General features: G+C 60.2%; 14 protein-coding genes. 8 read left to right on the forward strand and 6 right to left on the reverse strand.

Annotated features, from left to right (window positions below; all coding sequences use genetic code 11):
• The first annotated feature begins 8 nt into the window (after window positions 1-8).
• From GOW72_RS10155 to GOW72_RS10165, 3 genes are read left to right on the forward strand one after another with little or no spacing between them, the layout of a single operon-like run.
• Window positions 9-674 carry a TRAP transporter small permease gene (locus GOW72_RS10155; RefSeq protein ID WP_093962895.1) on the forward strand — a complete coding sequence of 222 codons (666 nt, stop codon included), beginning with the start codon at window positions 9-11 and terminating at the stop codon, window positions 672-674.
• A complete protein-coding gene (locus GOW72_RS10160; protein WP_093962896.1) occupies window positions 674-2,032 on the forward strand; it encodes a TRAP transporter large permease in 1,359 nt (452 codons plus the stop codon). Before GOW72_RS10155 ends, GOW72_RS10160 begins: the two co-directional genes overlap by 1 nt.
• Before the next feature lie 11 nt (window positions 2,033-2,043).
• The gene (locus GOW72_RS10165) at window positions 2,044-2,823 is read left to right on the forward strand and encodes an IclR family transcriptional regulator (RefSeq protein WP_170366749.1); all 780 of its coding nucleotides are present in this window, start codon (window positions 2,044-2,046) and stop codon (window positions 2,821-2,823) included.
• Window positions 2,824-2,921: 98 nt separating this feature from the next.
• On the opposite strand, the gene GOW72_RS10170 is transcribed toward GOW72_RS10165, so the two are convergent.
• The 6 genes from GOW72_RS10170 to GOW72_RS10195 all read right to left on the reverse strand — a co-directional run bounded on the left by GOW72_RS10170 (window position 2,922) and on the right by GOW72_RS10195 (window position 7,370).
• Window positions 2,922-3,434 carry a c-type cytochrome gene (locus GOW72_RS10170; protein ID WP_425328544.1) on the reverse strand — a complete coding sequence of 171 codons (513 nt, stop codon included), beginning with the start codon at window positions 3,432-3,434 and terminating at the stop codon, window positions 2,922-2,924.
• Complete coding sequence (locus tag GOW72_RS10175; RefSeq protein WP_170357978.1) at window positions 3,421-4,320, reverse strand: cytochrome c; 900 nt, start codon at window positions 4,318-4,320, stop codon at window positions 3,421-3,423. The genes GOW72_RS10170 and GOW72_RS10175 overlap by 14 nt, the downstream gene beginning before the upstream one ends.
• A 9-nt stretch (window positions 4,321-4,329) precedes the next feature.
• Complete coding sequence (locus GOW72_RS10180; RefSeq protein ID WP_170366750.1) at window positions 4,330-4,902, reverse strand: c-type cytochrome; 573 nt, start codon at window positions 4,900-4,902, stop codon at window positions 4,330-4,332.
• A 54-nt stretch (window positions 4,903-4,956) separates the two neighbouring features.
• Window positions 4,957-5,277 carry a hypothetical protein gene (locus tag GOW72_RS10185; protein WP_170366751.1) on the reverse strand — a complete coding sequence of 107 codons (321 nt, stop codon included), beginning with the start codon at window positions 5,275-5,277 and terminating at the stop codon, window positions 4,957-4,959.
• A gap of 24 nt (window positions 5,278-5,301) precedes the next feature.
• Window positions 5,302-5,751, reverse strand: a complete 450-nt coding sequence (locus GOW72_RS10190) for a c-type cytochrome (RefSeq protein WP_170366752.1) — start codon at window positions 5,749-5,751, stop codon at window positions 5,302-5,304.
• Window positions 5,752-6,035: 284 nt separating this feature from the next.
• Window positions 6,036-7,370, reverse strand: a complete 1,335-nt coding sequence (locus GOW72_RS10195) for a tetratricopeptide repeat protein (RefSeq protein ID WP_170366753.1) — start codon at window positions 7,368-7,370, stop codon at window positions 6,036-6,038.
• A 99-nt stretch (window positions 7,371-7,469) separates the two neighbouring features.
• On the opposite strand from GOW72_RS10195, the gene GOW72_RS10200 reads away from it, so the two are divergent.
• From GOW72_RS10200 to GOW72_RS10220, 5 genes are all read left to right on the forward strand, one after another.
• On the forward strand, window positions 7,470-7,772 hold the full coding sequence (locus GOW72_RS10200) for a hypothetical protein (RefSeq protein WP_170366754.1): 303 nt from the start codon (window positions 7,470-7,472) through the stop codon (window positions 7,770-7,772).
• Window positions 7,714-9,186 carry a guanitoxin biosynthesis MBL fold metallo-hydrolase GntH gene (gene gntH, locus GOW72_RS10205; protein ID WP_217353659.1) on the forward strand — a complete coding sequence of 491 codons (1,473 nt, stop codon included), beginning with the start codon at window positions 7,714-7,716 and terminating at the stop codon, window positions 9,184-9,186. Before GOW72_RS10200 ends, gntH begins: the two co-directional genes overlap by 59 nt.
• Window positions 9,187-9,190: 4 nt before the next feature.
• A complete protein-coding gene (locus GOW72_RS10210; RefSeq protein WP_170366755.1) occupies window positions 9,191-10,171 on the forward strand; it encodes a CobW family GTP-binding protein in 981 nt (326 codons plus the stop codon).
• A 128-nt stretch (window positions 10,172-10,299) separates the two neighbouring features.
• On the forward strand, window positions 10,300-11,973 hold the full coding sequence (locus GOW72_RS10215; protein ID WP_170366756.1) for a sulfatase-like hydrolase/transferase: 1,674 nt from the start codon (window positions 10,300-10,302) through the stop codon (window positions 11,971-11,973).
• A 47-nt stretch (window positions 11,974-12,020) separates the two neighbouring features.
• The gene (locus tag GOW72_RS10220) at window positions 12,021-13,247 is read left to right on the forward strand and encodes a DUF3179 domain-containing (seleno)protein (protein ID WP_170366757.1); all 1,227 of its coding nucleotides are present in this window, start codon (window positions 12,021-12,023) and stop codon (window positions 13,245-13,247) included.
• Window positions 13,248-13,478: the final 231 nt, after the last annotated feature.

Here is a 13,478-nt window from a genome sequence, read left to right on the forward strand (position 1 = left end):
CGGGGTTCATGTCATTTTGGGCAGACATTGGCGCGATATTCAGCGCCTTTCTCAGCCAGGATTCCTTTGAAATTCAATCAGCGTTGGAGTCCGACGCAGCGTGGGTTGTCGGCGCCGTCGTTGCTGCGCTGGGCGGGCTTCTGGTCATGCTGATCTATCGCAAGGTTCCCTTCATCGAGCGCCATCTGGAACGATCCGTTATGGTGTATTCCTATCTCGCCATTGCGCTGATCATCTTCTGGGGCGTGATCGACAGGTTCGTCTTCAATGACCAGGAACCCTGGTCCACAACGATTCCACCCTTGCTGTTCATGGTGATGGCGTGGTTCGGGGCCTCCTACAACGTGCGCCTCAGAACGCATTTGAGCTTCAGCGAATTTCGGACCGCGATGCCACGCGGCGGGCAGTTGGCCTGCCTGATCTTGGACGCGGTGCTGTGGTTCATCTTCGCGGTCATCGTCATCGTGACCACGTCGCGGCTGGTGGCCTTGTCAGCGTCCAACTTCCAGATCGTTCTGGGCACGGACAACGTCATGCAGTGGTGGTTCCTGCTGGCGGCACCGTTGTCATTCTTTCTTATGGTCGGCCGAGTGTTCCAGAACCTGGCGGACGATCTGCGCAACTTCAAAACAGGCGAGCCGCTGATCAAGCAGGCCGTGATCGGGGCAGACTAATGGCAGACGGAACTTGGGTTACTTTAATTTCGCTCGGCGTGACATTCCTGTTCATGTTGGGCGTGCCGGTCCTTCTGGTCATCGGTTACTGGGTGATCGGCTGCTCGTTTGTTCTGGGCCTGACGCTCGACAACATGGGCGCCGAGCTTTTGAACGTGTTCAACAAGGGCTTCGCGCTGCTGGCCATGCCCCTCTTCATCCTGACCGGAGACCTGATCAACAAGTCGGGTATCGCCCGAAGGCTCAGCGACTTCGCCTATGCCTGTCTCGGTTGGATACGCGGCGGTCTGGCGATGGCTTCGCTTGGGGCCTGCGGGTTGTTCGCGGCGATCTCGGGGTCGAACTCGGCCACGACAGCCACGATCGGATCGATGCTGCACCCCGAGATGGTCAAGGGCGGGTATGACGAACGCTTCAGCGCCGCAACCGCCGCGGCAGGCGGCACGGTCGGCATCATCATCCCGCCGTCGATCATCTTCATCGTCTACGGTTTCCTGATGAACCTGCCGATTTCCGAACTGTTCGTGGCCGGCATCCTGCCCGGCGCGCTGATGGTGATCGGGATGCAGTTTGCCTGCTGGATCATCTGTCGCATGAACGGCTGGGGTCACCTGATCCCGCTGCAGCTGAACCGCGTTCTGAAAACCGCCTTCGGCGCATGGCTTGGCTTTTTTGCCATCGGTCTTGTGCTGTGGGGCATCTACACCGGCAAGTTCTCTCCGACCGAGGCCGCCGGGGTCACTGTTGGCTTCTGCGTCATCGCCGGGCTGGTGAGTTATCCGATCAACCGGATCATGGGCGCCCGCGACGATGTTTCCCCAACGGACAAGAGCTTTGCCGAAATGCTGGTGGTCGAGGGTTTCACGATCCCCGAGATCCCGTCAATCGTCATCCGTTCGGCACAGATCACCGGGATCCTGGCGCCTCTGATTGCCATCTCGGTGGTGATGCAGCAGATCCTTTCCCTGCTGGGGGCTCAGGAAACGATCGGCAATTTCGTGACCTCGATGGGGGGCTACCATGCTGTTCTGTTCACCTCGATGGTGATCGTGTTTTTCTCGGGCATGGTTCTGGAGAGCCTGCCGGTGACCATCATTCTGGCTCCGATTCTGGCGCCGATCGCAGCTTCGGTCGGGATTGATCCGATCCACTTCTCGGTGATCTTCCTTGTCGGAGCATCCATCGGCTTCATCACGCCGCCATACGGGCTGAACCTGTATGTCGCCTCGGGAGTTACGGGCGTGCCGTATTTCCGGCTTCTGCGGTATACGGTGCCTTATCTGGTGGCGTTGCTCTCGGTCTGGATTCTGGTGTCACTGGTGCCTGATCTGGCCTTGATACTACTGCCGAAAAACTAGACTGTAGCCGGATGACCGCGACGGACACACAAGACAAGGACACCCAGATTCCAACGAACCTGCGCCTGTTGCTGATCTTGGAAGAGGTCGCGCGGCGCGGGGTCGCGGTCAAACCGGCAGACCTGATCGAAGCGTTGGGTCTGGCAAAGCCGACGGTCCACCGGCTGCTGCAGACGGCCGAGGCCGAAGGGTTCCTTCAACGTGATCTGGACGGCCGGTCCTATGGGCCCGGCCCCCGGTTGCGGCAGATGTCCGTGAACACCGTTTCGTCCGAACACCTGCGCACGGCCCGCCTGGCTATCCTGCGCGGAGTGGCCGACGAAATTGGTGAGACCTGCAACCTTGCCATCCCCGACCGCGAGGGGATGATCTATCTCGATCGGGTCGAGACCAAATGGCCGCTGAGAATCCAGCTGCCGATCGGGACACAGGTGCCGTTCCACTGCACCGCCAGCGGAAAGATGTACCTCTCGACCCTGCGCCGAAACACCATGGATGGGTTTCTCTCGGCCCGCGGGCTGACCGCGAACACCGAGAAAACCATTACCGACCCCACGTCCATGCGTGCCGAGATCGCCAAAATCGCCCAGAACGGTTACTCGACCGACGACGAGGAGTTCATGCCCGGCATGGCCGCCGTCGCGGTTCCGGTCTTTGACGAGAATGACCGGCTTGCGGCCACTCTGTCCGTGCACGCCCCCACGCAGCGGCACGATCTGACAAGCCTGAAGCAATTCCTGCCACTGCTGCAGTCCGGGGCACTCAAACTGTCGGGTCTGCTTGCTTCATAGGGTGGCGAACACGGGACCGAGCCGAGCGGAGGCGAGTAGTGATCTCGCCCAACCGACATGAGCAGACACAGAATTGACGCGTAAACTCCGACAAAAAATCAGTTGCCTGCCCGGGCTTCCGCCTCGGTACGTTGGCGTTGAATCGCGCGTTCGCGTTCGGGCCAACTGTCCTTGATGAACGCGAGGATGTCCCAGATATCCTGATCGGACAGGCTGTCGGCAAATCCCGGCATTCCGCTTTGGACCCCCGAGACTCCCATTCGCTTGAGCATCTCCTCGCCGCCCAACTTGGTATAGTCGAACAATAGGCCATCGCCATGATGCCAGGTGTGCCCGGTTCGATCATGCGGCGGGGCTGGCAGGACGCCGTCCGCATCAGGCGTTTGCCAATCGGCTTGACCCTCCAGCTTGGCCCCGTGACACGACGCACAGTTTTCGGCATAAAGCGCCGCCCCACGTAGCGGATCGGCGGATGCACCGTCAGGCACCCCTTTCGACATCCACCATTGAGCGCTGGCTACACCGATGATCACAACGGCCACCGGTGTACCCCATTTCATCATTGGCGAGATCGCTCGGCGCGGCGGCTCCACCTTTTTACCCTTCGTCATGGGCATCGAGCAGATAGGTGGCCATGGCGCGGTGGTCTTCTTCGGTCAGGAAGCGGGTGCCGTAGGTCACGACCTCGCCCATTGCGCCGCCGAATACGTCACCGTCGGGCATGATACCTGTGCGCAGGGCATAGGCCAGGCTGTCGACCGTCCAGCCCCGCCTCTGCAGGGTTGCAGAGTCGATGGCCGGCGCCTTGTCGCCGCCCGGCAATGCATCACTGCCCCTGAAGCGCTCGGAATCCGATTTGCGGGCACCCAGCAGATTGCGCCCGGTGTGGCAGGCGGCGCAGTGGGTGGCGCCTTCGACCAGCAGCCGGCCGCGGTTCCACACATCACCTTTGCCGGGGACCGGATCGGTGCGCGGAGGATCAAGGAAGGCCGCGCGCCACAGTTTCAGCCCCCAGCGCTGGTTGAAGGGAAAGGCCATCTCTTGCGCGCGGGACGGCGTGGCCGCCGGGGGCACGGTCTGGAACGCCGCCCACAGGTCGGCGATGTCCTGATCGGTGAATTCGGCGTAGAACGGGTACGGGAAGGCCGGGTAATAGGGCTGCCCGTCCGGCGCCACGCCTTGGCGTACGGCCTTGGCGAATTCCTCGATCGTCCAGCCACCGATTCCGTGGTCCGGGTCGGTGGTCAGGTTGGGGGAATACAGCGTGCCAAAGGGTGTCTTTAGCTTGACGCCGCCGGCCAGGGGCGCGCCGCCCTCGGCGAAGTTGGTGTGGCAGGCGATACAGCCGCCCGCCCGCGCCAGGTAGGCCCCGCGGTCAACGTCGCCCGTCAGGTCGGGCAGTTGCGGCGTCAGACCGATCGGCCACGCGATTACGGCGGCCAGCCCCGCCGCAGCCAGTACGGCAGAGGCAAGGACCAGACGATAGAGGCGTTTCATCGAAGCACCTTATTCCGACCGAAACCGCGTGTGACAGGCCGAGCAGGTCTGGCCCAGCATCATGAACACGCCATCGGCGGGCATCTCGGACAGCTCCTCGCGCCCGGGGGGGCCGCCCGTCATGGCCCCGCCCCCCATCATCGAAGCGCCGCCCATCATGCCCGATCCGCCCATCATGCCGGACCCTTGCCCGGCACCGGCCATCATCAGCCCGTTGTCGGCCGCCAAGGCCAGCCCCTCGGCATAGGTCTGCAGCTGTTCGGCCAGTTCGGCGAAGGCGTCCCAGTCCTGCCAGATCGCGGGTTTGGCCTCGGAGGGCATGCCATCGCTGCCTTCGGGGAACAGCCGGGTCATGCTGTCGCCGGCATGGCGGCCGATCGTCTCGGCTGCGTCTCGGACGGTGCCGGCGTCATAGGTCGTCTTGCCCTGCATCATCGGCGTCAGGGTCTTCATGGCGTCCTTCATGGCGGACATGCCGTCCATGCGTTCCTTCACGATCCCGGTGGCGCCACCATGCGCCAGGGCGGTCACGGCCACCATCCACGCCAGCACGGCGCCCGTCGTCAGCTTGAAAAAGGTCATCGTCTTGTCCTGTATGTCTGCTTCAACTCGCCCCCAGAAGAGGCCTTACCTGACTCAGGACACGGCGCGCGGCGGGGGCGGGTCGAACAGGGCCACCGGCAACATCCGATACCGGCCCGACGGGATGGCACGGCGGCTGATCCTTGAGACCAGCGCGGAAACGACGGGTGCGGCTACGGTCATGGCCACGCCGTTGCAGAAGGCCCCGCCGTGGCAATGGCCCGGGTGGCCCTTTTCGACATGGTCGGGGTCGGATGCTTCCAGATCGACGACGGCATGTGTGCCCCCATCGCCCCCATGCGCAAAGGCGGGTTCCGAGAACACCAGAATACCGGCCAGAACCAGGCCCAAAGCCAGAAACCACCGTCCGATCATCCTGTCCGCCCAGCTGTGCAAGGTTCAGTTTATCCCGTTCTCGCGCTGCAGTTCCCTGACATAGGCAACGATGCCCTGCACGTCTGCACGGGTCAAGCCAGCCACCGGCGGCATGTCGCCAAAGCGCCAGTGGTGGGCCTGAACACCATATTGAACCGCCCGCTGAAAAGCCTCGTCCCCGTGGTGGCTGGGCTCATAGATCTTGTGCACCAAGGGCGGAGCCAGGCCTTCCAAACCCGTGGCATTCGCCCCATGGCAGACAGCGCATTTGACGTCAAAGGCAACCTTGCCCATCTGGGCCGGCGCACTGAACGTCGCCGGCACGCTGACTTGCGCGATCGGGTCCCCCCGCGACAGCGACGAGGTGTCAGGCACCTCCATCGAGTGCCCTGCAGGTTGTTGGCTGAGGTTGTAGGCGAACACGGCAGCGCCTGCGATCAGAACGCCGCCCACCAATGGCGTCAGTTTGTTCATCGGCTCGTTTCACTCGGTTGTTTTTTGGCTTGGCGCGGGCGGCACCAAAACGGTCTGACACTGATCAAACCTGCTTGACCTGCCGGTCTTGCCGCCTTGCGCACAGTTTCGGGTGACCGTTTGCCCCATTCCCGCGCTGGAAGGTCAAGAGAAGTTTGCGGCAAATTTCCCCCAAAGCCGACGAAGGACTGCAGCACCGAAACGTCAACGCCGAGCTGGGCCGCGCACGAAGCCATCAGTTGGAACTTGAAGACTTCTTAGCGGCGCAGGCTGCGACGGGTCTGTCAGTACTTCGCCAGAGATCCGAGTATCTTCTTCCGTATATCGGGGTCACCCGGAAAGATCCTTTGCACCAGAAATTCGGATGGAAAATCCGGCCACGTGGCGTCCAACTCATCAACAAGTCTTTGCGCTTCGTCAAAATTGCCCAGCTGATCATGAGCGACGGCCTGGAACAAAAGTGATGGCCCGCTTACGGGCGCTCCTGCAGCAGGCGCACCCTGAAAGGCATCGACAACGTTTTCGTAGTTCCCGAGCACAAGCTGCGATACGCCCCAGATATTTCTCGCCCCAAATCGGCCGGACCCTGATCTGACCCGCGACGGATTGCTGACCTCCGCCGCTAGTTCAGGCTCGTTCGCAATCAGGGCGGCAATTCCGACAAGGTCAAGTACATGCCCATCTTCAGGCGCAAGTTCGGCAGACAGGCGCGCGTAATTCAAAGCCTCATCCGCATCGCCCGACACCGCCAATCGCCACGCATTCGAGGCATTGGCCCATGCACCCGACGGCGACAACTCAAGCGCCGTTCCTGACATTTGGGATGCTTGGCGCAACAGATCATCTCGTGTGTCCTCGTCTTGAGACAGCAGAGCCAGTGTGGCCAAGACCTGAGCCATTCCCGCATAGCCATCGGGCAAGGCCGGGTCGAGCCCGGTGGAATGCTGGAACATTCCCAGGGCGATCTGCTGGCGTTTGACATCGAAGACCGGAAAGAACATCCCCCGCGCCTGATCCGCCAGGTTGGCCGCCTGCAATCTGGCAAGCGATTGCTGACCAAGCGCAGCCCGTTCGGCCTGCCGGGTGGTGTTGGAGGGTTGCCCGACCTCGTCGTTGCCGGGTCCCAGCCACATGCCCAGCATGACGATCATGGCCACAACGCCCAGCCCGACCAACAGAAGTCCACGCAGGTGCCTGGCCCCGCCGGGCGGGCCGTGGCTTGCCAGGTGTGACTTCGGATCATCCGGGGAAGCTTGGTGCGAAAACCGCGGCTTGTATCCGCCGGGATCGACGAAGATCCGAACGCCCTGGCCGTCCCAATGGTCTTCGTAAAACTCACGCAGCAAACGCCGTAGTCGCCTCGCCTCTACCCGAACCAGATTTCGACCGCCGCTGCCATCAATGCTGCGGCCGTACACTTCGACGGCAATGGCCTTGCCGCGGATCTGGGAACCGCGACCGGCGAGGGTTTCCTCGACGACATAGGTCAGAAACTGCTGAAGCCGGGGCGAAGTTTGGAACTCGGCGCTGGCAACAACGTCACGCAGCGCCTGCCGAACCAGGTCAGGTGATGGCAGCCCAACATCTTGATCTATCGATAAATCATTGGCTTGGTTCACTGCAAACTCACCCCCAACTCACGGTGACTCACTTGGCCGCCCCGGTCAACCGCACGCATCTTGATGCGAGAATAGATAGTGGGAATCGGGCTTTATCCAGTGACGGACGACCTCAAAGACGAGCTACCCGAGCTTTCGACTGCGCTTTCCAGCCAGTTCGAGCCGGACGCGTTTCTGAGCGAGGCCATCGAGGACTTCGGCAAAGTCTGCGCAAAGCTCAAGGATACGTCGATCACCGCGTCCGAGCGCGAGGAATGGGCCCACATCAAATCTGAACTTGTGAACGAGCTTCGTCGTCTGGCGAAGCGCAATCTTCGAAACGCATCCGACTTAGGGTATCGCAATGACCGACAAAGACCAAAGCAACGATCACGTAAACGAGCAAAACCAGCCAGCGGATGAAATCGAAAACCCTTCGCGCCGGCATGTCATGCAGGGGCTGGCGGCAGGTGCGGTGGCAACGGGGGCTGTCAGCTACGGCTCCGGCGCAGCACAGGCGCATGAGGGGGACGGCCCTCTGGGTGAAAGCCTGAAGAACCCCTATGGCGGCCGGCCTGCCGGCGGCATCACTCTGCCGGAGTACTTCCGGCCGACGAAATACATGACCGGGTCGAACGCAAACTATTTCCCGCTTTCCGAGGAATTGGGGCCCGACGAGATGCGCATCTCCTTCTGCGGGTCAACGCCGTTTCCTCCGCGTGAGGATCAGGCAGGCACCTGTGTGATGGTCGAGCTGGGCAATGGAAAACGGTTCTTCTTCGATTTCGGGTCGGGCTGTGTGCGCAACATCATCGGGATGCAGGTGCCTGCGCAATTGATCAACGATATCTTCATCACGCATCTGCATGTCGATCACTACGCCGACATCCCCTATATCTACCCGTTCAGAGCCTGGTCGGGTGGCTACACGCCGCTGCGGATCCACGGCCCGTCCGGCCGGACACCCGAGCTTGGAACGGCGGGCATGGTGGACGGCATGAAGCAAATGCTGAAATGGCATTTAGAGGCCTTCGACGTATTCCCGATTGGAGACGGTTACGAAATCGAGGTCAACGAGTTCGATTTCCGTCAGGAAGGCGGCATCGTCTATGACGAAGATGGCGTCACCGTGCGCTCTTGGCCACGCAGCCATGCCAAGGACGGCGCCGTCGGGTATCGCCTGGATTGGAACGGCCTAAGCTTCGTTTGGACCGGGGACGGCCGACCGGATGAATTGAGCCTTGAATACGGCAAAGGCGTTGATGTGTTCGTCACCGAAATGTCCGGTCAGGATATCGGCCAGTTGATGACCTACAAATACGGCCTGCCGCAGGAGCTGTTCAACTACACGATCGATACCCATCACACCTCGCATTATGCGGTTGGCAAGATGATGGCTGAGGCACGCCCCCGGCTTGCGATGGTGACCCATTACACGCAGGACGAGGACATTGATGCCGAGATGCTGGCGGGTATCCGGGCCCATTATGATGGGCTGTTCGCCTGGGGTCTGGACGTGGCCGTGGTCAACGTCACAAAAGATGCGATCTGGTATCGGAAGGCGACACTGCCCGGCAAGTCAGGCTCGGTCGCACCGTTCCGTGAATTGGGCAAGATGGAAGCCGAAGGCAAGATCACCTTGCCCGATGAAATCAAGCCACCTGCCCCGCGGTCATCGCGCGCCGAACAGCAGGACCAAAAGTACCGCGACATGGAGATCGACCCCAAGGAATACTACCCCTCCGACGTGTTCCGCGCGCCCAATCCCGAATGGCCCAGCGACTTTGTGATCAAGACCGACGACGTCATTCCAAACCGCAAGAAGAAGACGGAGTGACAGTATGATCGAGTTTGGTTCGACTGCGGCAATTCCGGTCACAATTCTTACCGGCTTTCTCGGGGCGGGGAAAACAACCCTACTGAACCGCATCCTGACCGGCAATCATGGTCTGCGGGTTGCGGTTCTGGTCAACGATTTCGGCTCGATCAATGTGGATGCTGATCTTGTGGTTGGCCTGGAAGACGATGTGATGAGCCTGGCGAATGGTTGTGTGTGCTGCTCGATCCGGGATGACCTGATCGAAACGGTCGAGGCCGTTCTCGCCCGACCGGAGAAACCGGAATACATCGTCCTCGAGGCCAGTGGCGTATCGGACCCGTCCTCGATCGCGATGACGTTCACGGACCAGAAGTTCCGGGACATGATCCGCCTCGACAGCCTGATGTGCCTTGTCGACGCCGAGCAGCTGTTCGCTGCACCAGAGCAGATGGAGTTGAAACTCAGGCAAATCGCGTTCTCCGACATGGTCATCTTGAACAAGGTGGACCTGGTCAGCAGAGAAACAGTTCAGAAAGTGCACGACTGGCTCGGCTCGCGTTTCCGCAGGTATCGCCTGGTCGAAGCGGTCAATGCGGATGTCCCGCTGGACATATTGCTGTCGGTCGGCCGGTTTGCTGCCGAACAGCTTGAGACAGAAGTGCCGGAGCATCATGAGCATGGGCCTGACTGCGGGTGCCAACACGCTGATCATTCAGACGGCTTTTCAACAACGATGATGAAGGCCGAGCAACCCATCAGCCTGTCATCGCTGAGAGGCGCAATTCGAAAGCTTCCGGGCGACGTCTATCGCCTCAAAGGATTCGTTTTCAGCGAGGAGGACCCGGACCATCGCATTCTTGTGCAGGTCGTCGGAAAGCGCATGGACATTTCACGGGATGGCGCGTGGGGTGATCGAAAACCCGAGACGCGGCTTGTGGCGATCGGCGCGCCAGGTGCGCTTTCGGAACACGTTCTCACCGACGCCCTGTTCGAAACAGCCTAGTGATCACGCCGGTGGTTTGCCCTCAAACGGGGCGACCGGCCCTCGTGCCACCGCCCTTGAATTTGATTTAGAGGCCGAAATAATTAGACTTGTCGCAATCGCAACCATCCTGCAGCGGGGAACCCTTTATGTTCAAAAGACTTTATTGTTTGGCGCCGGCCATCTCGATCCTGTTGTCTTCCCCGCTTTTTGCGCAGGACACGCCGATCATCCACGACGCGCAGTACTATATTCTGGAAGCGCAGAATGGCGAGCAGTGGATTGAAGACAACGCTGCCGTCGATGCGTTACTGGCCGAATTTCGGGAAGGCAATGCTGGAAATCCTCCCAACATCGTGTCCATTCTGATCGACGATTTGGGTTTCGGCGACATGGGCATTCCCGAACTGAATGCGGTCCGCGGAATTGAAACCCCCAACATCAATGCGTTCTCGGACGAAGCCATGCGCATGGTTCGAATGTATACCGAGCCCTCCTGCACGCCGACGCGCGTGGCCCAGATGACCGGGCGCCTGCCGGTGCGCATGGGTATGGGCGATACCACGGTCGACATTGCCGGCTTTGGCCTTCCCGGAGATGAGGTCACGCTGGCAGAGGTTCTGAAAGAGGCCGGCTATGCCACCAGCCATGTCGGCAAGTGGCATATGGGTGATATCGCGGAAAGCTGGGCGATGAACCAGGGTTTCGACTATGCGCAGCATGCCATCCATCAACAGGGTCAGCTGACGATCTTCAACGATGACGCCATCCGCGAGCAGGTCTCGGTCGGCATCCAGGACTTCGAAGAGGACTATATCGTAGACGATTGGTTCCGCCCCGATCCCGCCGCCATGGCCACCGTCATCGAAGGTGAGGCTGGCGGTCCAATCCGTGAAATCCGCATGCAGCCGGGCGAGCGGTGGGACGCAGAAAAATACGATGAGATGAACGAACAGTTCCAGCTCAAGGCGCTGTCTGAACTGCAGCGGCTGGCAGGCGGCGACACCCCCTTCTTTCTGCAGTACTGGCCGATGATCCCGCTGGACAACACGCGTGCAGGACGCGACGGCCCCGAAAGCGTGAATGGCGGCCTTTACGCCGACAAGTTGCAACTGCTGGACGAATATCTGGGCGTGCTCTTTGAGGAGATGGAGACGCTTGGCGTAGCCGAAAACACCATTGTAGTGCTGATGGGCGACAACGGACACTTCACGAAATATTCCCCACAGTCAGGTTTCACGCCGATGATTTTCCGCGGCGGCAAGGGAGATACGACAGAAGGCGGCGTACGTGTGGATGCCTTCATCCGCTGGCCCGGAATGATCGAGGCGGACTCGATCGTGAACAACATCATCCATGTGTCGGATCTGTATACGACCCTGTCCCGCCTGGCGGGCGCCGACGCGTTCATCCCACGGGACAGGCTTGTGGATGGGGTGGACCAATCCGCGTCAATCCTGTTCGGTGATGAGTCGAAAACGCGGCGCGATCACGTGATCATTTATTCGGTGGCGTCCCCGAAGGCGATCGTGAAGGACCAGTTGAAACTGAACCTTCCGGGTGCCGGAGAAAGTGCAATTCTGGCGAATTTTTTCGATATCTATCGGGATACGCATGAAAAGTACCCGGTTTCGACCGAAGTCGGCGCATGGGGCGGCCAGGAATTCCAGCGCATTCTGGGCCGGCATCTTGCCCGCAAGAAACTGTACCCTGATACCGAACCTGCGCGCGGCGTGCCGTATGAAGGCATCGAAAACCTGCGCCCGGAAACCGTTGCCGCGGTCGAAGCCTTTCTGACCAAACAGGCTGCGGTCGAACGCTAACTGCAGTCCGACCTCACGTCGGCCCGCCACGTTCAAGAGGCACCTCCATGCTTGCCAACCTGATCTTCTATATCGGACTCGCTGTCTCGCTCGGGATTGGCTTTGTCTATTTCCGTGACCTAGGCGACGTCTCCCAGATGTTGCTGAAGGTAAAGCGAGAAAACATGATCCGCTTCATTCGCAACGAATATCGGTTGATCGGGCTTGGCCTTGCGGCTTTTGCGGTTGCGACCATAGCCCACTTTGCGTTTGGTGCCGGCATCGGCGCGATTTGGTGGTTGGGCGCGGCTCTGGCATTGGTTCTGTATGGCTTTCCCTATGTGTGGGTCCATTTGGGGTTGAGAAACCAGCTCAACACAGCCCGGTATTACAGCATTGCCGAAGCGGAACGGTTCGTCGGACCGACCGCGCCCGTGATCGTGATGACAAACGGCGATCACGCCCGGGCACATCCTGACGCCCAGATCATGCGGCCTCACCTGGCCGGCGACGCCAGGGGGCTTGGGGGCGAAGACGTCGTCATGACCTATTGTGCAATGGCCAATCTTGGTCAGGGTTACAGGCCATCCATCGAAGGAAAGCGGCTGAACCTTCAAGTTCTAGCGCAACATGGCAACAACCTGATCCTGCGGGACAACGACACCGGGGAACCGATCCAACACATCTACGGGTTCCGAGAGGCGGATCGGGACACCGCGACGGACGGTCCCGCGTGCCCATTGCGTCCGGAAGCTCAAATGAAGCCGTGGCCAACGTTCCGCATGACATTCCGTGGCTTCAAGAAAGCCTACCCCGACGGTGAGGTCTTTCTAAACAAGCCGTCAAGCAACCCGTTCCTGAGACTGCTGGACATGGCGCTGGAGATCATTTTCGGATGGGGGATCGCCAGGCAGCATCAAGAGGCTGCCCCCGTCATGGACAACATGGAGCGCGCGCCAGACACACGCCTGCCCAACAAGACACCTGTTTGGGGCGTGACTGTCGGGTCGGATGCCGTCTGTTGGACCGACGACTTCGTGGTTGACCAGAACTGGCTGGTGAACACACAAGTCGGTGGGCGTGATCTTGTGGTGCAAATAGACCCACATTTCGAAAGCCTCGGGGTCTGGTACAACGACAGCGGAAAACCAGTAAAGCGATGTGACTTTTGGGGAAATAGCGATCAGGGGCAACTCAGGCGGGTTGAAACCTTGCGCGCCGGGCTGTTCTGGCACGTCTGGGCAGAGTTCTTTCCCAACACAGATGTCAATCGCATTGGCGGCAGCGCGACGTAAGTTAGGCGGATTGGCTCATCGGGCGTGAAAGTGCCGCGCCACAGTGGAACGCTTTCGGAGAAACACTCCCAAAGCCCTTCTGCTCGGCGCCCCAAGACACTACCCTATCGGTAAAGGGCTACCCTTGACCCAAAGCTAGGGATTTTGTGGATAGTTTTGATTTTGTGGATTTGGTTGCGGGAGCAGGATTTGAACCTGCGACCTTCAGGTTATGAGCCTGACGAGCTACCG

It is taken from the genome of Ruegeria arenilitoris (assembly GCF_013032855.1).
Classification (GTDB): Bacteria; Pseudomonadota; Alphaproteobacteria; order Rhodobacterales; family Rhodobacteraceae; genus Ruegeria; species Ruegeria arenilitoris.

What these genes read in the sequence shown, in the direction of transcription:
- GOW72_RS10180 (WP_170366750.1), bottom strand. Translation starts at nt 4,902, where the DNA reads ATGACCTTTTTCAAGCTGACGACGGGCGCCGTGCTGGCGTGGATGGTG.
- GOW72_RS10185 (WP_170366751.1), bottom strand. Translation starts at nt 5,277, where the DNA reads ATGATCGGACGGTGGTTTCTGGCTTTGGGCCTGGTTCTGGCCGGTATT.
- GOW72_RS10170 (WP_425328544.1), bottom strand. Translation starts at nt 3,434, where the DNA reads ATGACGAAGGGTAAAAAGGTGGAGCCGCCGCGCCGAGCGATCTCGCCA.
- GOW72_RS10155 (WP_093962895.1), top strand. Translation starts at nt 9, where the DNA reads ATGTCATTTTGGGCAGACATTGGCGCGATATTCAGCGCCTTTCTCAGC.
- GOW72_RS10165 (WP_170366749.1), top strand. Translation starts at nt 2,044, where the DNA reads ATGACCGCGACGGACACACAAGACAAGGACACCCAGATTCCAACGAAC.
- GOW72_RS10175 (WP_170357978.1), bottom strand. Translation starts at nt 4,320, where the DNA reads ATGAAACGCCTCTATCGTCTGGTCCTTGCCTCTGCCGTACTGGCTGCG.
- GOW72_RS10160 (WP_093962896.1), top strand. Translation starts at nt 674, where the DNA reads ATGGCAGACGGAACTTGGGTTACTTTAATTTCGCTCGGCGTGACATTC.
- gntH (WP_217353659.1), top strand. Translation starts at nt 7,714, where the DNA reads ATGACCGACAAAGACCAAAGCAACGATCACGTAAACGAGCAAAACCAG.
- GOW72_RS10190 (WP_170366752.1), bottom strand. Translation starts at nt 5,751, where the DNA reads ATGAACAAACTGACGCCATTGGTGGGCGGCGTTCTGATCGCAGGCGCT.
- GOW72_RS10210 (WP_170366755.1), top strand. Translation starts at nt 9,191, where the DNA reads ATGATCGAGTTTGGTTCGACTGCGGCAATTCCGGTCACAATTCTTACC.
- GOW72_RS10220 (WP_170366757.1), top strand. Translation starts at nt 12,021, where the DNA reads ATGCTTGCCAACCTGATCTTCTATATCGGACTCGCTGTCTCGCTCGGG.
- GOW72_RS10215 (WP_170366756.1), top strand. Translation starts at nt 10,300, where the DNA reads ATGTTCAAAAGACTTTATTGTTTGGCGCCGGCCATCTCGATCCTGTTG.